At 48.8% G+C, this 21,484-nt stretch carries 13 protein-coding genes; 1 reads left to right on the plus strand and 12 read right to left on the minus strand.

The window, feature by feature from the left end; all coding sequences use genetic code 11:
• Positions 1 to 20 precede the first annotated feature (20 nt).
• Positions 21 to 2,006, plus strand: a complete 1,986-nt coding sequence (locus tag MRBLPE1_RS05790; protein WP_364142686.1) for a beta-galactosidase — start codon at positions 21 to 23, stop codon at positions 2,004 to 2,006.
• Positions 2,007 to 2,862: 856 nt separating this feature from the next.
• On the opposite strand, the gene MRBLPE1_RS05795 is transcribed toward MRBLPE1_RS05790, so the two are convergent.
• From MRBLPE1_RS05795 to MRBLPE1_RS05850, 12 genes are all read right to left on the minus strand, one after another.
• Positions 2,863 to 5,526, minus strand: a complete 2,664-nt coding sequence (locus tag MRBLPE1_RS05795; RefSeq protein ID WP_364142689.1) for a family 78 glycoside hydrolase catalytic domain — start codon at positions 5,524 to 5,526, stop codon at positions 2,863 to 2,865.
• Positions 5,527 to 5,542: 16 nt separating this feature from the next.
• Positions 5,543 to 8,656: a glycosyl hydrolase gene (locus MRBLPE1_RS05800; protein ID WP_364142691.1), complete on the minus strand. Its 3,114-nt coding sequence runs from the start codon at positions 8,654 to 8,656 to the stop codon at positions 5,543 to 5,545.
• Between the two features lie 37 nt (positions 8,657 to 8,693).
• Positions 8,694 to 9,578: a carbohydrate ABC transporter permease gene (locus MRBLPE1_RS05805; RefSeq protein WP_364142693.1), complete on the minus strand. Its 885-nt coding sequence runs from the start codon at positions 9,576 to 9,578 to the stop codon at positions 8,694 to 8,696.
• 14 nt (positions 9,579 to 9,592) lie between these two features.
• A complete protein-coding gene (locus MRBLPE1_RS05810; protein WP_414698831.1) occupies positions 9,593 to 10,510 on the minus strand; it encodes an ABC transporter permease in 918 nt (305 codons plus the stop codon).
• A 72-nt stretch (positions 10,511 to 10,582) separates the two neighbouring features.
• Entirely contained in the window at positions 10,583 to 12,283 is a 1,701-nt protein-coding gene (locus MRBLPE1_RS05815; protein ID WP_364142698.1) for an extracellular solute-binding protein, read from the minus strand.
• 139 nt (positions 12,284 to 12,422) lie between these two features.
• On the minus strand, positions 12,423 to 14,078 hold the full coding sequence (locus tag MRBLPE1_RS05820) for an extracellular solute-binding protein (RefSeq protein ID WP_364142701.1): 1,656 nt from the start codon (positions 14,076 to 14,078) through the stop codon (positions 12,423 to 12,425).
• A gap of 29 nt (positions 14,079 to 14,107) precedes the next feature.
• Positions 14,108 to 15,739, minus strand: coding sequence for a response regulator (locus MRBLPE1_RS05825; RefSeq protein ID WP_364142703.1), 1,632 nt, complete (start codon positions 15,737 to 15,739; stop codon positions 14,108 to 14,110).
• Positions 15,714 to 17,483, minus strand: coding sequence for a sensor histidine kinase (locus MRBLPE1_RS05830; RefSeq protein ID WP_364142706.1), 1,770 nt, complete (start codon positions 17,481 to 17,483; stop codon positions 15,714 to 15,716). The genes MRBLPE1_RS05825 and MRBLPE1_RS05830 overlap by 26 nt, the downstream gene beginning before the upstream one ends.
• 590 nt (positions 17,484 to 18,073) lie before the next feature.
• Positions 18,074 to 18,982, minus strand: coding sequence for a fumarylacetoacetate hydrolase family protein (locus tag MRBLPE1_RS05835; RefSeq protein ID WP_364142708.1), 909 nt, complete (start codon positions 18,980 to 18,982; stop codon positions 18,074 to 18,076).
• A 44-nt stretch (positions 18,983 to 19,026) separates the two neighbouring features.
• The gene (locus tag MRBLPE1_RS05840; protein WP_364142710.1) at positions 19,027 to 19,800 is read right to left on the minus strand and encodes an SDR family NAD(P)-dependent oxidoreductase; all 774 of its coding nucleotides are present in this window, start codon (positions 19,798 to 19,800) and stop codon (positions 19,027 to 19,029) included.
• A 66-nt stretch (positions 19,801 to 19,866) separates the two neighbouring features.
• Complete coding sequence (locus tag MRBLPE1_RS05845; protein WP_364142712.1) at positions 19,867 to 21,027, minus strand: UxaA family hydrolase; 1,161 nt, start codon at positions 21,025 to 21,027, stop codon at positions 19,867 to 19,869.
• Positions 21,024 to 21,347 carry a UxaA family hydrolase gene (locus MRBLPE1_RS05850; RefSeq protein WP_169089278.1) on the minus strand — a complete coding sequence of 108 codons (324 nt, stop codon included), beginning with the start codon at positions 21,345 to 21,347 and terminating at the stop codon, positions 21,024 to 21,026. The genes MRBLPE1_RS05845 and MRBLPE1_RS05850 overlap by 4 nt, the downstream gene beginning before the upstream one ends.
• Positions 21,348 to 21,484 lie beyond the last annotated feature (137 nt).

The following is a 21,484-nucleotide window of genomic DNA, read 5'->3' on the forward strand; positions in this document are numbered from 1 at the left end:
TGAATAAAGGAGATCACAGGATGACGATTAAGATCGGAATTGATTATTATCCAGAGCAATGGACTCCCGAGCTATGGGAGAAGGATGCAGCGCTTATGCAAGAGACGGGTGTTGCTGTTGTGCGAATGGCAGAGTTCGCCTGGAGCCGAATGGAACCGACCGAGGGTGATTATCGGTTTGAATGGTTGGATGCTGCTATAGAAGTATTCGCCGCGCGCGGCATGGAGATCGTGTTATGCACACCTACCAATACCCCGCCGAACTGGATGACAACACGTTATCCGGATGTGCTGCCAATGGATGAGCAACGTCAAATAATCCGGCCGGGTGTGCGTGGACATCGTTGCAACAACAGCTATTCCTTGAGAATGCTGGGCTCCAAATTTGTGGAAGCGATGTCACAGCGCTATGCGAAGCATCCCGCCGTCATTGGCTGGCAAATCGATAACGAGATGCACTACCAGGAATGCCATTGCGATACGTGCAATCGTGCATTTGTCGCTTGGCTGCAGAAGCGTTATTCCAGTCTGGAAGAGTTGAACCGGGAGTGGGGCACGGTCGTCTGGAGCGGGGAGTACAGCAGCTGGGCCGAGGTAACGACGCCGCTCGGTACCAGCAAGCCGATGAATCCTTCCTATCTTCTGGAGTATAAGCGGTTCTGCTCGGACAGCGTAGGCTATCTGCTGGGATGGCAGCTTGAAATTCTACGCAGCAACTGTCCAGGCCAATTCGTGACGCATAACATGTGGCAATTCCCGAATAGCCTGGACTATTATGATCTCCACAAAGAGCTGGACTTCGTCTCTGTCGATTATTATCCGAATGAGCTGTATCGCGATTATGGCGATCGGTTTCCTAGGAACGGAGCGCTGTCGCTGGACTTGGTTCGCGGCATCAAGCGCCGCAATTTCTGGGTAATGGAGCAGCTGAGCGGAGCGCAGGGCGCCTGGATGCCGATTCAGCGCACCCCTTATCCTGGACTGATCCGAGCTCGTTCCTGGCAGACAATCGCCCGCGGCGCCGATATGGTCGTCCATTTCCGCTGGCGGAGTGCTGCCGTCGGAGCCGAACAGTTCTGGCATGGGCTTATCGACCATAGCAATGTTCCTGGACGCAGGTTCAGGGAGTTCGCGGAGCTTACTCGCGAGGTGAACCGGCTAGGAGAACTGTTGGCCGGCTCGACAATCGTTACCCAGGTTGCGATTCTGCATTCGCATGATCAGCATACGGCGCTTTCCCTTCAGGCGCAAGCGGAGGGGAGAATGCACTATATGGACAACTTGTCCTCTATGCACAATGCATTTCTGAAAATGGGCGTCGGTACGGACGTTATCAACTGGACCGAGGAGCTCGATGGCTACAAGCTGGTCATTGTCCCTTCCCTCTTTCTGTTAAGTGAAGAAGCAGCGCAGCGGCTGGAGCGATTCGCAGCCGGGGGCGGCACGGTCGTCCTCACCAATCGGACAGGCGTGAAGAACATGAGGAATGTATGTGAGATGCTGCCTCTGCCGGGGCTGCTGGCGGAAGCGGCGGGTGTTGTCGTTAGTGAATATGATGCAATCGGCAACAGCGAGCATCGGATTCGGAACGCGGAGGGCCAGACATTCGCTGCGAAGCAATGGTGCGATCTGCTGGAACTGCGAGGAGCAGAACCGATTGCCTGGTATGACAACGACTTTTACGAGGGTGTGCCGGCGGTTACTGTCAATAAGCTTGGTGAAGGTGATGTGTATTATGTCGGCACTTGGCCGGAGCCATCGTATTTCTATCAGCTGTTCGAAGGCATATTGAAGGAAAAAGACTTGGCGCCCAAGCTCCAGCTGCCGGAAGGTGTCGAGCTGTCGATTCGAACGAAGGGTGAGGAAAGCTTCCTGTTCCTGATCAATTTGACGAATGAGCAACGAGAGGTTACGCTTGACGTTCCCTATCGCAGCTTGTTGACGAGCGAGAGATCGGAGCAGAAGATGACGCTGCCAGCTCTGGGAGTAGATATTCTAACTTTATAAGATCAGCGGCTTGCATCTTTGCGAAGGACTGTCTCACAAGGCTGAATACCTTGAGGTACAGCTCTTTATCGCTGTTCAACAGAAGTGTCGATGGACGCGTGTTAAAATGAAAGCATTTTCATTCTTGTTTATTCATCCGTCCAGCAAAGAAAAAAGTGATGGTATAACCTTACAATGTGACTCGAATTGGAAGGTTGTTGGCATGCTTATTAATCACTAGAACATAGGATTTCGAGTTGTTTTGCTGGAAATGTTGACAAGCTATTAGCTGGTATAGCATATTGGCTCACGGGATTGTATAGATGTTCTTGTCATCCGACATGGTTAGTATCATACACATTCGGTTAATCTAACCAGTAAAATGCATGATGTATAAAGAAAATCTGCCAAGTAAACAGGCTACCGAATTTATCGGTAGCCTGTTCACTTGGCACAATCATCACCTATTAACCTTAATGAATGGACATTTATCTTTCTAATAATTTTTAATTCAATGCTTCCTTATAAAACTCTCTTAACTCAGTTGAATTATATCTTTCCATTCAACAAGATGCCCGTTGACTATTAGGCGAAGTACATCCAGACTTCTGTGCTACCTGCAGAGCTCATGACCGCCATCGATCGATCATTGAAAGTGTGCGAGAAAAGCATCCTACATCCTTCGTCTTCCAATTGCAATTCAATGTTCAGTCAAAAGCAATCTTACCACCTGGTTTGAGTTCCATATTACCTGTCGCAAACGGGAACCAGCGAGAAGTAGTCAGGATTAGTAATGTCACGGAAAACAGTTTCAGGTTCCTGGGTGAACAAAAGTTCAAACTTTAATGAATATCGGCCGTCAATTTACATCCTTTGGTTAAACTGCTTTTTCTCGCACTTCAAATTGGTAACTTCCTGAACCTACGCGACTAATTGCAAATAGACGCCCATGCTCTTGAACAATTTCAAAGTTGATCAAAGTGTCACTTTCCATGATTACCGTTTCATCCGACGCAATAGGAAGTTTAATCATTCCGCTTGTATTCGGAGGCAAGCTGACTGCTAACCGCAAGCCACTCGCCTCGGATATGAAATCGACATGAATCTCGCCTCTAACAGAGCGATGGCTGCCTGTTACACGTTGGATTAAGCCCGAACAACCTGGTGCAATGAGGATTTCCTTGTAAGCATTCCGTACTGACGATATTCCTAGCAGTTCCTTATACAGCCACTCCAAAATATGTCCCATCATATCGTGGTTTCGGGAACGGGAATCATCCGTCCAGAATTCAGGCAGCGCTGTTTCGCCGCGTTCGACGAACCGAATATAGCTCGGATGCTCGGGCTGCATCATCATATCGAATACAATATCGTTTCGTTTCATTCCAGCAAGCGCGCCAAACAAATAACGAAGCCCTATCTCTCCCGATCGCAGCTGTCGCCCTGACGCCGCATGCAATAGCGCCGATTCAATATCGGAACGATACTCTTCATCCACGAGTCCAAAGTAAAGCGGAATTGCCTGAACCACCTGATTCAGCGGATCGAATTCTCCGTTCAGCCTACAATAGGCATAACGCGCTTCACCTTCGCTCCCGATCCGGCGCAATAGTTTCGCATTATAGCATCGCTTCACCCGTTCCGCTTCCGCCGCGTAATGCTCCGCATCGCTGACTAGCCCGAGAAAGGACGCGAACTTAGACGTTAACCTGTAGCTCTCATAATAAAAAGCTGTCTCTACGTTCTCGACGTAGTCTCCGCCGGTCTGCGGCGCAATGCCCCAGTCCCCGAGTCCATGATTAATAAGTCCTCCGTCTTCTTCCCTCGACTTCAAATAATCCAAATAAGCTTTCATGGCCGGATAGGCTTCTTCCATGGCTGTCCGGTTGCCGTAGGTGTTCATCAGCAGATCGGGAACGAGAATAATCGCGCTTCCCCATGCTATCGAATCACGGAAACCATCGCTAAATCTCGAATATTCCGGTGCTATATCAGGAATTAAGCCTTCCTCCGTCTGAGCTTCCATCATATCTCGCGTAATTTTCAGCCATAACTCCTCGACACTCTTTACGTACATAATCGAAGGGCCCATCAGACTTGCCGTCTCGACCCAACCCAGCTTCTCGATCGTCGGGCAATCGGAATGCACGCTTTGCAGATTGCTCTCGATCGCTTTGATAATAATCTGAGCAAGCTTCGTTATGCGAGGATCATCTGTCTCCAGTCGACCCACATCCTCTGATGCCGATGTTACGAAATGTCCCTTGACATCATGAATGATCGGCTTAGACTTGTCGGATCCATCACGGGTGCAGCCTTCGATCTGCACCCATCTCGCACCAAAGCAGGAGAAGTCGGGCTTCCATAATTCGATCTCCCCTGTACCGGCTAGCGTGTACTCGGAATAGGTAACAATGTCCCACGGGGTAGCTACCGTACCGTCCTCGTTCCGTAGTTCGCCAGGTTTTATAGTGACTTTAGAGCCGGCAGGCCCGCTGACATAAATTTCGAACATGCCAGACATATTTTGGCCCAAATCGTAAATATACACTTGCTCGAGCGGCTCTTCGATTCCGATCGTATCGTAGACCGTTCTCACCGTAATCGGCGGCTGGTTCTGGCTCACGAGATTACCGACAGGGGAAGCCAACACCTTGGCAGTCTCCCAACCCGAATCGTCGAAAGCAAATCCGTACCATCCATTCGGATATAGCCTCGCGTCGAAATTTTCGGAGCCGTACACGTTCGCTAGCGTCGTCGCGCTCTCGCGAACTTTCCAGTTTTCGCCCTCAGTCCTTACATATAGAACGGAGCCGTCTTCATATTCAATATGCCATTCTCCAATTGCAATCAGCTCGGCGCCGTAGGGCACGTAACCTTTTCCTATCGTATAGAAATGCCGATCTCCCGCATCTCCCGCATAAAATCCGTTACCAACCGAAAACCCGATTACATTACTGCCTTCGCGAATCCTGTCCGTCACATCAAAGCAAACATATTGTACGGACTTTGTATAATTGGTCCAGCCCGGATCCATCTCATTGGGGCCGACTTTCTCGCCGTTCATGTACAGCTTGAAGTGGCCAAGACCCGATACGAGCGCATAGGCGCACTTGACTCTTCCCTCCGTGGCAAATTCCGTTCTGGCGTAAAAGGGTTTGGTTTCGCCACTACCGATCCACTCGGCCTTCCAGGTTTCAGCGTTCAGATAGCCAGTAAACAGCGTTTGCACTTCGCTCCATGCCAATACGTCATGCTGATCCCATACAGCTACTCTCCAATAGTACGCAGTAACGCTTTGAAGCGGTTGCCCTTGATAGACAATGCCTAATTGCTCGGAAGAGCTCACCTTTCCGCTGTCCCAAAGCAGTTGTTCACAATCAATAACCGACTCCTCTCGTTTAGCGAGTATGATTCGATAGTAAGTCTGACTCTGATTCTGCTGCTCGCTTTCCAATTGCCAGCCAAATATAGGAATAGCCGTATCAATCCCCAAGGGAGAGTAATAGTTATTGATCTTTAAACGTACCGGTCTCATCATTTCTTATCACCTCGTTCTATTTGCTGGAACGCAGCAATCTAACCGGATCTATTAACCCGTATGGAGTACCTCTGTATTCGGTCGTATAATCGTTGTCCTCGGGGTGGAATGACCACCAATCCATCCATTTGGGATTAGTATCCAATTGATGGAGCGGACCAAACAAATTGCGCGGGCTGCCTACGACCTCGATAACGACTCGATTTTCTCCATCTGTCACTAAAAACGGATCCAAATCCACATAGGCTTCGCATCGCCAAGGAATCATCTTGCACGCCGCCCCATTCACTTTCACGTCCATCAGCACAGCTTCATAACGGCCAAACACCAGACTGTATCCGTTGCCTGCGTTAGTTTCCTTCTCAATCTCGAAACAATAATTCATACTGCCGCAATAATAAGGATAACCTTGACTACGCCAGTCTCCGTAACTCAGATTGCTAGGTTCGTCCACAATTCTGCGATAAGAGTCGACCGCAAAGTCTCCAATTATATAGCCATTCTCCAGCTCCATGTCGTTGCAGTACGCGATAAAAACATCAAGCGTGTTCACACCCTCCCGCAAAGTCGGTAGCTTCACCTTCTTCATGCTCACATCCAAGTAGTAGCCATCTGGTTCTGCGTCAATACGCCTTCCATTAAGCTCAAAATCGAAGCGGTGTGCATCCTCGAATACGAAGTACGTATCGTTTGAAGGTACTTCTGCTGCAGTGAACGTAAATCGCAGCTCGAATGGTGTCTCGTTACCGGGATGTTCCTCATGAATCCAGAAATACCGCTGCAGATTGCCGGAATGCAGGACTTGGCGCATGCCTAGCCGCTCGCGGATGATCCGCTGGGCTCTCCAGACCTCCATTGGTTCCGACCATTGTTCTTCCTTCATTCGAAATTGGCATTGATCGAGAATAAGTACGTTAGGTGCGGTCCGTTGGAAGGAAACAGGCTTCAGCTCCGTTGCCTGTTTATTGCGTGAGCAATCAAGCTCAGTTTCAGAATCAGCCAATTGCTCCATTTGCCCAGACAGATCATTCCCTATAACGTAAAGCTTGGACTGCGCCGGTTCAAAATTTTCTTTGAACGCAACTCCGCCTTCTTCCAAGCGAACGGATCGTGTTATTACCTTCCCCGTCCAAACATCCCATTCCTCCAAGGATTGGCCGCCTGAAAGCCGAATCTCTACCTGATGACCATTATCCCGATCATTATTTACGATAAATGCAACTGTGCATCCGTTCATTTGCCGATGCATATGAAGAAACGGCTTCGCTTCTAAGCCATTCTCATCCTTAATGCTTACCGCCCTTGACGCAGTCCCGTTCAGCAACGGCTCCAGCTCATCAGCATCCTGCAATCGGATAAACCATTTATGATCAAGCAGCTCCTCCAAACGATGAAGATTCTCCGATCGGCCATCCAATAATGATGGCATAGCCCCGAACGCTGCTACTTTGCCGCCTCCGTTCATATAAGCTAGCAGCACCTCAACCGTGGAGGACATCAGATTGTGAAGAGACGGAAAAATAACGAATTCATAGCTGGCCTCGCCAACGATAAGCCGCTCTTCATCAGCCCTAGCGAACTCCTTCATAATCAGCTCGTCTCCCAGATCATAATCGATATGCAGCTCGACTAGTCGGTTAACGAATGAGTTGAACGACTTGTCGTAATCCGCCAGCAGCGTCTCGTTGCCTGCGTTGTTTTTCCATGCAGCCGAATGGACGCTTTGTCCTAGCTTCGTCCATACTGAAGTGGAGGGATGGACGACGAGCACGTTGCGGGTAAGCTTGCCTTCGCTCAGCACCGCGCTAAGCCTTGCGTAATAATCCTCCATCTTCCGGTTATGGTTCCACCAATTCGTATGATAGTTGAAGGATGGCGGGTAATCGCGCTTGCGACACCCTCTGAGCGAATACCAGGAAAGGTGATGGGTCAACAGATTGACCCCTAGCGCATATTGCCAATCGCCGATCCATCTTCTATTCTCGAAGGTCAAATCCCAGCCCGTAACGCCGTACGTCTCGGTAATGACCCGCTTCTTCCCCAGCTGATTGGCAATGCTGGAAACTTGCTTTATCGTCAAATGCTCGGCCGTCTGCTCACACAGCGTATCGACGCCTGGTATATCCATATACCGATAATGCAACATCAAGGATCCGCTATGCTGGACCTGTCCGACGATACTGCCTTCGGAATGAAAATGACCGGTGAACTGTACGCCTTGCTCTCTGCACCAATCGCCGATTTGTTTCGTATACGATTCGCCGAACGTCTCTGCCACCGTTAACCAGTAGTCATGCCGAATTTGAGCAGAAGCTTTCCCTCCAAAGAAAAAGAAAGGAAGCAGCTCCCAGATCGAATAGCCCCTTCTCCGTTCAAACTCGCTTGCAAGTACCTCGCTCCAAGCGATCCACGTCAGCTCCGGCTCTTCCAGCCGTTCGGAAAATCCTTTCACCGTCGGTTCGTCGGTGAATATGCCAGGTACGGTTCTTCCGAATTCCTCCCCTACCGCTTTCCGATACGGTTCATAATTTTTCTCGATAAACAGCCTTGCCGTCTCCGGATTCATTAAATCCGTATACGTATCGCCATGGCACCAATCGTTCTTAGCGGCAATTCGAACACGAAATACAAGGTAAGTCTCGCTACTTCCATAAAGCCTATTTCCGCCTTTATCAGGTACAAGCCGGGATAGCTCTGTTATTTGATCTCCCTTGATGACTGCCTTATAAGCGGCAACGATTGACGCATCGCCAGACTCCATGGATTGGCTCAAACTCAGCGTCAGCGCCTTGGCGCGTACCGCATCGCCGCCCGCCTTCGGGACCAATCCGCCGCCCATGCCAGAGGAATAACGATCTTCATCGTACAGCCAAGCTTTCATGCCGGATTCCTTTGCCTTGGTCACGCTTCCCTTGATACGCTCCATGAATTCATCGCTCAAATAGGGAGTTTCCAAGCCCTCGCGCACATGCATCATAAATCCACCCATGCCTTGCTCCTTGAAGCCGTCGATCTGACGGTCCAATTCCTCCTGCTTCAAATCATCATTCCAAGCCCAGAACGGAACAGGGCGGAACGGGATTCCCGGATCCATGAATGATTGTTTTAATTGGTTTCGATTTCGATTCATTGGACACCTCTCTGATTTCTAGATCGTAATAAACGACTTACCCCTTCACGCTTCCTAATACAAGCCCTTTAACGAAATATTTTTGCAAGAATGGATAAATGCATAGGACCGGCAACATTGATACGAACAACTGAGCCGCCAAGACGGTTCGGTTCGAAATATTGGCAATCAGCGACAGATCGTTTGCATTCATATTCGTTAAGTCCCTGGCCACGATAACGGTACGCAGATAAGTCTGCAGCGGATAATGGGATGGCGAGTTCATATAGATCATGCCGTCAAACCAAGAATTCCAGTGAAAAATAATCGTGAACAGCGCAATCGTAGCCAAAGACGGCTTGGATATCGGCAAGTAAATGCTCCATAGCGTTCTCCATGTGCCCGCTCCGTCCATTTGCGCCGATTCCTCCAGCTCGGCCGGCTGCGTGCGGAAGAAATTAAGCATGAGTACGATGTTGAAGACATTAACCGCAGACGGAAGCACAAGCGCCCAGATTGAATCCATTAATCCTGTTTCCTTAACGACCATAAAGGTCGGAATTAGTCCCCCGTTGAAGATCATCGTCACGACGAAAAACCATGAATATACGGATCTCGAACGAAACTTCAAATTCGATTTGGACAGCGGATAAGCTGCGAGAACAGTCAGCGACAAGCTTAGAAGGACGCCAAGAATTAGCCTTTGAAAGGATACGCCTACCGTGTTCATAAAAATATGGTTGCTGAAAATATATTTATAGGAGTCCAGATTAAATCCGACAGGCCATACGGTTACCCACCCTGCCGTAACGGCCGCATTGCTGCTTAGCGACATCGCCGCCATATGAATAATCGGGAACAAGCAGGTTAACGAGAATAGGGCAAGAAAAATATAGTTGGCAAACAGAAATAGCAGCCGGGAAGGCGTGCGCCGTTCGATCATAAGATGATACCTCCTTAGAAAATCCTGTAGTTGGCGAGCCTGTAAGCGAGCAAGTAGGATGTACAAATAAAGACGAAGGATACGAACGACTTGAACAAGCCGACAGCGGTCGCTACGCCGTATTGCATTTGCTCCATGCCGATCCGAAATACATACGTATCCAGAATATCCGCGCTGGAATAGACTTGAGGACTATATAAATTGAATACTTGGTCGAAGCCCGCATTCAAAATATTTCCAAGACTTAGGACGCTGAGCAGCACAATTATAGGTCGCATGCCTGGAAGCGTGATATGCCACATTTGCTTCATATGCCCCGCACCGTCTAGCGCGGCAGCTTCATACAACGATTTATCGATGCTAAGTATAGCGGCCAAATATACGATCGTATCGAAGCCGAGCTCCTTCCAGATATGCGAAGCGACGATGACAAAGCGGAACCAAGGGCCGCTTCCGAGGAAGTAAATCGGTTCGAATCCTAGAAGTTGCAATAGATTGTTGATGATTCCTCCCGATGGTGACAAAATATCGATCAGAATGCCGGATAAAATAATCCATGAAATAAAATAAGGCATGTAGACGACTGTTTGAACGGTTCTTTTAAACATTGCGCTTTTCACTTCGTTAAGCAATATGGCCAGACCTAGAGGGAACACGATTCCGACGACCATTTTCATTAATGAGATTAATAGCGTATTGCCAATCACCTGCAGCGTATCCGGCATGCCGAATACGTACTTAAAGTTGTCAAAGCCGATCCACTCCGAGCCGAACCAGCCGCTTGAAGGAATAAAATCTTGAAAAGCGATGACGACGCCAACGATCGGCCCATAGCTGTAAATAAGCACCAGGATGACCGCCGGCAGCAGCATCATATGATAAGCTCCAGTAGAAAACCGACGTTTGCGGGTCCCTTTGATCTCCATCGACATGCACGCTCCATCCGTATAGAAGGAGAGACGACTGAGGTCTCTCCTTCTCTTCTTTTTTCAATTCATTAGTGATTACTTAGCAGCGTCCCAATCATTGACTTCCTTCGTAACATCTTCAAGTCCTAGCTTGTTCAGCTGGTTGACGAATTTATCGAAGTTGTCGATAGAGTCAGAGCCCATAATTACTTTCGTGTAATATTCGATAACGGCTTGCTCGATCGTCTTCAAGCGATTTTTCATAGCGTCCGTAGAAGCGCCGTAAAACTCGTCCATTTTGAACAGGTTATCGTTCACATACTCGTTCATGTACCTGAACGAACCTGTTTCACCGAATACCTTTTCGAATTGCGCATTGGTATTGTCGCCGTCTTTGTATTTTTGGATGTTATCAAAATATCCTTTTTCTTCGGCATTCAGCTTAGACGTATCGCCTGTCTTGAATGCCTCCGTCACTTTTAGATGGGCTTGCAAGTTTTTCTGTGCCTTCCAAGCCTTTGCTACCGCATAATGATGGCCAGGAGCAGGCGCCGGTCCCAAAAACTTATCGTATTCCTCTTGCGTTGTATCTCCGTAGTTCAGCTCCGTCCAGAAATTGATCAGCTTCATAATCGCTTCAGGATGCTCATAGCCTTTGCGCATGACAAAGTAGCTTTCCACGTTCAGCTTGATTTGAGGATTAGCGGGTTTATCATCCTTGGATACAATCGGATAAGCCATCCAGTTCGAGTCCGGGAAATTGTCCTTCGTTTGCTGCATCGGGTACATGCCGTTCCACATCGCGCCGAAGTTAAAGCCAACAAGTCCAGATGCAGCCAACTCCGCTGCTTTGCCCGAATCCTTGGCGCCGAAGTCCTTCTCAATCAAGCCTTCTTTGTATAATTTGTTTAAATACGCAAGGGCGTCCTTTACTTCCGGCTGCGCACTGCCGTAGACGAGCTTACCATCCGCGCCGCGAACCCAGGCTTTCGGGTAAGCATCGAATGCATTGAATAGGCCGAGCGCTTCGGCGACGCCGAGAGATAGGAAGTCCTTGTTCAGCATGAGGCCGACCGTATCCTTCTTGCCGTTGCCGTCAGGATCCTGCTCTACAATAGCTTTCATTGCAGTGTACAGCTCGTCCGTCGTCTTCGGAACCGGAAGACTCAGCTTATCGAGCCAATCCTGCCTAGCCCATAGGAAGGACGCGCCGTCGATCGCAGAGTTCGTTCCCGGAATCGCGATTAGCTTGCCTCCGAAGGTTGCCGATTCGAGCGCTGTATTGCCTTCTTCCGTAATAATTTGCTTCGTCAACGGTGTCGAGAATTTCTCATATACGTCCGTTAAGTCCGTATATAGATTCGTTTTGGACAAGGATGCGAGCTGTTCTTGACTGACGCCGATCAGATCGGGAATATCCCCCGAAGCAATGGCTACGCTCATCTTCTGCTTCGCAGCGTCTCCGCCTTTCGTATACCATAGAGGCTTGATGATAATGCCAAGCTCTTCCTTATAGGCTTTTACCCATTCGCTGTTTTCCCATTTCTCTTCGGTAAATTCATCGGCGATGGGATCTCCGATTCCAACGCCAACTGTCAATTCAATAGGCGGATCGAACTTGGCCGTCGGATCAACCGTAGCTTCGGTCGCTGCATTCGCGCCATTATTGCCACCGTCGGTTGACTGCCCGTTGCTAGGTGCATTGTTGCCGCCGTTAGAAATGCACCCCGCCAGAAGCGAGATGCTCAGAAGCGTTGCTGCCGCAAGTGTCATTACTTTCTTTTTGTTATTTGTCATGCTTGCTCCCCCTGTCATTCTTAATTACTTACATAATAAGCTTATCGTCCGAGGGATAAGAAAGCGATTTCACAATTCCGAGAATCCTTGCACTCTGCCGACTTCATGAAAAAAAAGACCATGCAGCTCTCCATATCATTCATTTGGAGAACATTGCACGGTCTGTTTCTTTCCATACATTAACTTCCTTCGTTATTTCATCAAGTCCGATTTGACCAAGATTGGCGACGAAAGCATCGAATTGGTCAATAGACTCTGTCCCCATAATCACTTTCGTGTAATATTCGGAAATCATTTGATCAATCGTCAGCAATCGAGACCTCATCGCTTCCGTAGAAGCGCCATAAAACTCGTCCATTTTGAATAAATCACGTTGTACATAATCGTTCATAACGGCGTAGGATCCCGTTCTGCCAAATACCTTTTCGTATTGGGCAAAGGAATCGTCGCCGGCGCTGTATTTGAGAATATTGTCATAGTAGCCCTTTTCCTCGGCATTCAGCTTGGATAACACTCCCTTCTCGAGAGCGTCTTTAATATCCAAATAAGCTTGCAGGTTTTTATTCGATTTCCATACTTTGGCTACTGTATAATGATGGCCGGGGGCCGGGGGCAGACCTAGAAATCGATTGTACCTATCTTGCCCCGCATCGCCGTAGTTCAGCTCCGTCCAAAAGTTTATCAGCTTGATCAAAGCTTCCGGATGCTCGTAGCCTCTTCGAACGACGTAATATTGTTCCACATTCAGCTTGATTTGCGGCTGAGCGGGCTGTTCATCCTTGGACACGATAGGGTAAGCTCTCCAGTCGGAATCCTTGAATCTATCCTTCGTTCCTTGCAGCGGGTACATGCCGTTCCACATCGCGCCGAATACGACGCCCCCCTCTCCATTCGCTGCAAGTTCTGCTGCCGTAGGTATGTCCATCGCCGCAAAATCGGTCTCAATGATTCCTTCCTTATACAAGCGGCTCAAAAAGGCAAGCGCATCTTTCACTTCAGGCTGAACGCTTCCATAGGCTAGATTTCCGCTTTCGTCTTTGACCCAAATTTTCGGATAAGCGTCAAAAGCATTAAACAAACCGACAGCTTCCGCCAAGCCTTGATTCAAAAAATCTTTGCTCAGTACGAGACCGATCGTATCTGCCTTGCCGTTACCATCCGGGTCTCGGTCCTCAAAAGCTCTCATGACCTCTTCCAGCGCGCTCGCCGTTTCCGGTACTTTCAACCCAAGCTTGTCCAGCCAATCTTGGCGAATCCACATGAATGATGCTCCGTCAATAGCGGAGTTAAGCCCTGGAATCGCTATAAGCTTTCCGTCAAACGTAGCGGACGCCAGCGAACGCTTGTCGTCCTCATTCAAAATCGATTTGGTCAGCGGTGTCGCATAGGTTTCATATACGCTTGTCAGGTCGGTATACAAGTTCGTTTTCGAGATCGAGGATAATTGTTCACTGTTAACGGCCAACAAATCGGGAATCTTACCGGAAGCGATCGCAACGCTCACCTTTTGCGTGATCGCTTCCTTTCCCTTCGCATACCAAGCAGCCTTCATATCAATACCCAATTCGTCCAGATAAGCGCGTAACCAAACGCTATTCTCCCACTTCTCTTCGGTAAAGTCCGACATGACGTCTCCGATCCCTACTCCGGTCGTCATCACCACACTTCCACGACCATCAGGCGGAACGCTTGCCTCGTCTCGCGTCACGCCAGAATCGCTTGTCTGGCCAGCGCAGGAGGCCAGTATACTTGCCGCAAGAAGTGTGGTGGCAAACTTCATGCTCCGTTTTGCCATTTTCAGCCCCCTCAAAGCCATTTCCCTCCTTATGCTGTCCGAAATTCCTGCGGTGTCTGCCCCGTTTCCTTCTTGAAGAAGCGACTGAAATAACCGGCAGACGTGAAGCCAAGTGCTTTGGCGATATCCTGCACAAGTCTTTGCGGCTCAGAAAGCATTTCTTTGGCTCTTTGAACCTTCAAGGCGGCGATATATTCGGATATCGTAATGCCCTTCGATTGCTTGAACATTCTAGATAAATAATCCGGATTCAGGTATACCTGCTCCGCTAGGTTCGTTACGGAAAGGTCACCATCCAAATGGGTTTCGATATATAAGATGATTTTCCCCAGCGCATCTCCCCGCATTTTGGAAGACTGAGCCGCATGATAATGATCGAAAAGATTAACGATGTGCTCAAGCGTCGCTATGCTTTCCTTACGCGAATGAAAGGTGGCAGGCTGGAGGAGCTTAGCAATATGAGGAGCAGCGGCTGAGTCACGGTCCAATCCGAACTTGTTAACTGCCGTCAGAAGCCGCAGTGCGACCGCACAATACATTTCCATATACCTCATCTCGTTGATTGCCTCCCACTTTGCGTAGGATTTGAGTTCCGATAGGATCGACTGCACTTCTTCCTTTCGCCCGGATTCGATGTATGTCTCCAGAGCATTCGCTCGTTTGTGGAACACCTCGATGAATCCTCGTACATCTTCCTCATCCTGCTTGGCCATAAACGGCAGATTTTTGTCCGTTATAATAATTTGTTTCGCATCATAATAACGGGACAAGAAGGCTTTGAGGATCGTGAACTGTTTTGATGTGTCGCCCCATTCTATGAACTTATCCGTAAGCGCAAACGAGAATGTGTGTCCCGTAGATTTCTCTGCCGTTTGCTGGATCGTTTCAATCGAGCCTTGCAGAAAGGTTATAAGCCGATCCTGCGTTTGAAAGGCGTTCTCGCGAGCCTGGATGAACAGCACATAATACTCCCGATTATAAATAACATCCGCATATACTACATAGGAGGACAGAAAACGTACACATATAGAGTAAAGAGCCGTGAACAATAGCTCCTTTTCGGGCAGCCTTATAGCAGCCGCGGCCAAATCCATCCTCGAAACCGCCATAATGAGCGGCCGATCGATAGCAAGTTTGATCCCGAGTTCCTCCAACGTTTGCGATGTGAGCTCGTCCTTGGGCTGCAATCCCTCCAGCAGGTCGGATAAGAACAGTGCGCGATGATAACCCGCTTGCTGCCGCTGGATCTCGCGTGCTTGCTTGATCAGCATCTCCATCTTCTGCTGCTCCTCGAGCTCCGCTATCGTCTTGCGAACCGCCTCAACTATCGCTTCGTCTCCCTCGGACTTCAGTATATAGTTTTCGGCGCCGTTCTTGATCGCATGATGTACATAATCAAATTCGTCGAAGCCCGTTAGAAAGATAAGCCTGCACTCCGGCCAGTTTTGCTTGACCCGGTCACCAAGCTCCAAGCCCGACATCTTGGGCATCTTTATATCAGACAGCAAGATGTCGATGCGCTTCTCTGACATAGCCCTGAGCGCTTCAAGCCCGCTGGATGCCTTGTACAACTCAAGCCGGTGGCCTTCATTTTCCTGAAATAGTTCGTGCAATCCGTCAAGCAGAAGCTTTTCGTCATCCACGATTAACATCCGATACATCTGCCATCGCACCTTTCCGCTCGATTATCAATTCTATTTTTATGCCTCCAAGCTCGCTTCTGCTGGCCCGCAATCCGCTTCCAGCACCGTAGCTGTATTGCAGTCTCTTATGCACGTTCAAAATCCCTGTAATCTCCTGAGCTTCCTGGTCTCCTAATAGAAGAGCATACAGCTTCGCCAAACCATTCTCACTGTCTTCACCATTATCCTCCACTACGACGACGGCTCTCTCTATTTCATCCAGAAAACTTACTCTGAGCATGCCTCCTTCGGTCACGTTTTCTAAACCGTGCACGAATGCATTTTCCACTAATGGTTGAATAATAAGACGGGGGACCGATAATGGCTTGAGACTGTCCGGCACTTCACCAAACTCGACGGACACTCTGTCCGAGAATCTTGCAAGCTGGAGCATTACGTAATTGCGAGCATGCGAGGCTTCATTCTCAAGCGGCACCGTATCTCTCTTACTGCGTGTGATGAATTGAAAATACTTGGCGAGTTGATTCGTGAACTGTATCGCTTCCTCGTCTTTCTGCATCTTAATAAGACGGATAATACTGAATAAACAATTATAGAGGAAATGCGGGTTGATCTGAGACTGGAGTTGCTTTAGCTCCGCATTTTGCCGATGAATCTGCTGATTGTACACCTCATCGATGGATACCTTCATATTGATAAGCATTTCATTGAATTGCTCATATAAATATCCGAATTCGTCATCCTTGTCATGGCGAATATTAAGCTCGAAATTGCCTTCCTCGACTCGCTTAAAGGCACGAACAAGCTTCACCATCGGTTTATTAATTACTCTGTTGACATAGTACAGATAAAGCGCAACCATCATAACAGTCGCCCCGAAGAATATCCAAAACCATTGAATATACTCTGATATCGTCCGAAACATCGTAGGCTTGTACAAATAATGATCGACATATAAATGGCTCTCCGTCAAAGCCGAGTGAACGAAGATATAGTCTTTACCCAAATCTGCGGGGGGCAGCTCGTTTGATGATTCTGACTCAACCTGTACGAGCTTTCTATAATGCTCCTTAATTGGTTGCTCTAGTTTATCATCCGCAACTGCAATTATATTATCGGCATTGCTGCCTAGTCCAAGAACGAGTGCACCTGTAAATTCTTTTTCTAATGCCGCTTCAACCCCCCGCTTCAGTTCGCTAGTTCGCAGTTCGATTTCAACGATAATTTCAGGAGTATCTTTATATTCACTCTCAAGGGGGTATGCGACGATAAGCAGACTATCGTTATATGAAATAATGTTATAGGGATCATTAAGCATCGCAGGAGTAATCACATTCTCCTTCATCAAGCCATATCCATCGACAGCCGAAATTTCTATTCCGATGTTTGACAGATATAGTCGTGTGTCTACGATTAAGTCGCTGCTATTCCGGATGGACACAAGCTTTGCCCGTAAAAAATGAATCAATTCGATTTTGCGATAGGGTTCAAGAATGTCGTACGCATTGACCAATTGGATCAGATACGTATCGTTCAGCATGTCATATTGGAGTGAATTAAAGCGGCCCAGTGTCCCGTTAAGCTCGCTTATATAGTTCTCGGACTGGGTTTCGGCAGAGTCCACGATATCTTTCCTGAGCAGGCCTGACGCCCAACTATATAATATCCCGGCAAGAATATAGATCGGAATCGTTGCTGCAATGAAGGCAATAAACAAACGTTTATAAATAGATGATTGCCATAAGCTATGTGTAAGCTTCATTTCCATCCCCTTTCATAGACACGTTGTTAATATTTTATTATACCCGTCTGCTGAATGGCATAACAATGGGACTAATCCGACTCTTCTTTCACTTTACCGATGCATTGGAAGGTACAATAAAGCAAGTATATCAAGAGTGCTTGCGCAAATAAGGATTCTATGAAACAAATTAGATTTCAAAGAAACAATATTCACAAACGCTGGATTCAACAAAACTAAAGGTCAGGTTCGTTCGAGATCGTCAGTTCCACCGTTTCAGCCGGCTGCTCACTTGGCTCAATTGTACTTTCCGCCGGTGCGGCCGTGCCCGCGTTTGTATTCGTATTTTGCGCAGCGCCACAGCCTGCAAAACTAACATCATTGCTAGAACCATAGATAAAACCATATAACCTTTAATCATCCTTAACATAAAACTCCCTCCATGGATATAATCAGTTATAACTAAATATATCTAAATTTAATTATATAGTTAAACACTTTTGTAAATGCCATTAACAAAAAGGACGATATTCCGGATCGTCAAATGACGTCGGATATCGTCCTTTTTATAGGAAACTATCGCTTACAGGTTGTCGGTAACGTTCAGCTGTTTAATGAACTTCCTCCACAAACCGATTCGTGAGCGAACCAAGCTTCTCGATTTCGATCGTAACCGTATCGCCTGGCTTCAGCCACACCCGCTTCTCCTCCGGGTAACCGAGTACGACTCCCTCGGGTGTTCCGGTAAGAATGATGTCGCCGGGGTATAAGGTCATATGCTGTGACACGTAGCTAACGATTTCATCACAGCGGAATACCATATCCGATGTATTCGACTGCTGGCGTACTTCACCATTGAGCGTGGTGCTGATTGACAGATTGTTAGGATCATCAATCTCGTCCCCAGTGACCAGATAAGGGCCGAGCGGACTGAACTTGTCCAGGGATTTGCCGAGCAGCCACTGCGGCGTGCGCATCTGCAGGTCCCGCGCAGACAAGTCGTTGACGCAGCAATAACCGAACACATGCTCAAGCGCCCGCTCTCTCTCTACGTACTTTGTTTCCTTGCCTATGACGATAACCAACTCGGCCTCGTAATCGACTTGGCCCGTTACCTTTGCCGGGAGAGGTATAGCTTCACCATGGGCAGCTAGGGTGTTATCAAATTTGTTGAACAGAATGGGATACTCCGGAATCGGTGCATTCGTTTCTAGCGCATGCTTGCGGTAGTTCAGCCCGACACAAATGATTTTTCGCGGAGCAGCAACGCACGGACCGAATGAAATATCTTCTTCACGATACAGGGCAGCGGAGAACTTTTCTGGCGAAGCGGCAGCTTCCTCAACGTACCGTCTCAACGCGAGCAGTGCATTCGCTCCTCCCTCGATGACTTCCATGACCTGCGTCGGTACACGGGGCTCATCCTTAATTTTCAGAGCCTCTAGGACATCCAGCACGCCTGTATCCAATTTGATTCCTAAACGATCGCCATCTTCTCTTTGAATCACCAAAAGCTTCATATATAACTTCCTTTCGTATATGGATTATCCAAACGGCCGGCGGGCTAGGCGTTCTTGCCGAAAACGACGCCTCCGTCGACATAAAGCGGTGAGCCCATCATGAAGCTCGACTCTTCCGATGCAAGGAACAGCGCCGCCTTTGCCACATCTTCGGGTCGGCCCAATTCATTGCTGAGCTGCCGTGTTTTTAAAGACGCGATTGCAGCCTCAGGATCTTCATACGAGGTGCGGAGATAGTTTTCTACGAACGGCGTCAGAATGGTTCCAGGTAGAAGTGCGTTTACGCGGATATTGTACGGCGCATAATCGACCTGCATCGATTTGGTAAGCGCCAATACCGCTCCCTTTGTAGCCGAGTAGGAAGCACGTTTCGCAAGTCCAATTTCCGCAATGCAGGAAGACATGTTAATAATCGATCCGCTCGTGCGTTCCATCATGTGGGGAAGCACATATTTGCTAGGCAGATATACCCCGCGAATATTGACCCGAATGACACGGTCCCAGTCTTCCGGCTCCACCTCGTGGAGCGCCCCCACGCCGCTGATGCCGGCATTATTGAATAGTACGTCGATACGGCTGTATGCCGCCAAAGTCTCGTTCACCATGGAGCGCACGGAATCCGGATCTGTAACGTCCGCATGTACAAACCAGGCCCGCCCCCCTTTCGACTTGATTTCTTCGACCGTTTCCCGGCCTTTGTCCGCATCCAGATCGTTGACGACGACAAACGCGCCTTCCCGCGCGAACAGAAGTGCCGAGCTCCTGCCGATGCCCGATCCGGAACCGGTTATGAGCGCCACTTTATTCGCTAATCTCATGTTTAAACGTCCTTTCTCCGATTGGATTCTATACTCCCAGCTGCCGTGAAGACGAATCGGCCATTCCTAAAGGCTGGGGCCGATACGATTAATACTGAATTCTTGATGACCCAACGTTTCCGATTTCGTCCATTTCCCATCCGCTACTTCCACAATCTCGCGCCATATCCGTTCGCCCGCAGTCTCCAAGCTTATCGTGCCGTCCAGCATCGCGCTGACGTCGACGTCCATGTTGTCCTCCATACGTTCGAACATCCGCTTGTTGCCCGTTATTTTGATGACCGGCACGACAGCCGCTCCCGTAGGCGTTCCCCTGCCTGTCGTGAAGCAAACGATGTGGACGCCTCCCGCCGCCATGCCCGAAACGCATTCGATATCGTTGCCCGGCGAGTCCATGAAGTAAAGTCCTCCCTCCGGTATTTGTTCCGCGTATTCGATAACTCCTTTGATTGGGGCTTTTCCGCATTTGCTGATGCAGCCGAGCGATTTCTCTTCGATGGTGGATAGTCCGCCTTGGATATTGCCGGGACTCGGATTGCCGCCTCGCATGTCAGTGCCCATCCTCTCCACCTCTCGTTCGAAACGGCTGACAATGTGGTAAAGCATCTCTGCTGTATCCGGTGTTGCACAGCGCTGTGCAAGCACATGCTCGGCACCGATGATCTCCGTCGTCTCGCCGATGACGACCGTTCCACCCGTTGCGATTAGCGAGTCAGCAGCTGCGCCAAGCGCCGGATTCGACGCCAAGCCGGAAGTCGCGTCAGAGCCGCCGCATTTCACGGCTACTTTCAGTTTGGAGAGCGGGATTGGCACTTTTGGTTGGCATTCAAGCTCCCCCATCATTCGTTTTGCTATTTCAGTTCCTTGCTGAATCGCTTTAACCGAGCCGCCGACCGATTGAATGTCAATCACTTCTACGGGCTTGCCGGTCTTTCGGATCTCGTCCGCAAGCGCATAAGGATCAACTACTTCGCAGCCCAGACTTATGACGATAACCCCGCCTACGTTCGGGTTTTTGCCCGTCCCTGCAAGCACCTCGAAAGTACGTTCTTTATCTGCACCGATTTGGCTGCATCCATGCTGATGCGGAATCGCCACGGTACCAGGAACAAGCTGCATGATCCGGCTGCAAACCTGATTGGAACAAATGACCGTTGGAATGATGAGCAAATGATTGCGGATCCCGATATCCCCGTTCGGCCTTCCATACCCCATAAATGTATTCATGCCCCCGCCTTTCCGGCCTTATCGCCTCTGCCCCGTATTCCTTCAATATTATGGACATGAACATGCTGCCCGACCATGATTGCGGAGCTGGAACGACCAATGATTTCCCCGTATTTCCGCACATCCTGTCCTGCGTCAATCGCATCAATCGCCAGCTTATGGCCAAACGGGATCGCATCAATCGCCGTTATTTCATGAATGCCTTGATCATCTCTGTAGCGGACCGTTTCTCCTGACGTGATATCACGCAGCAGCGTAGCAACATGATCCCGCTTATCCATGATCAATGCGTCGACGCCTTTTGCTATTTCTTGCATCATGCAGCATCCCCTTTGCTTTTATGATCGTTGACGATAAATCGCCTTATAAACAAGGTTTACAACAGTTAGGTTCATAATAATCGAGCTTCGAGGATATGAAAATAGCGAAAATACGCTTATGTGTACCTTATTTTGAC

Source organism: Paenibacillus sp. LPE1-1-1.1 (assembly GCF_040676435.1).
Classification (GTDB): Bacteria; Bacillota; Bacilli; order Paenibacillales; family Paenibacillaceae; genus Pristimantibacillus.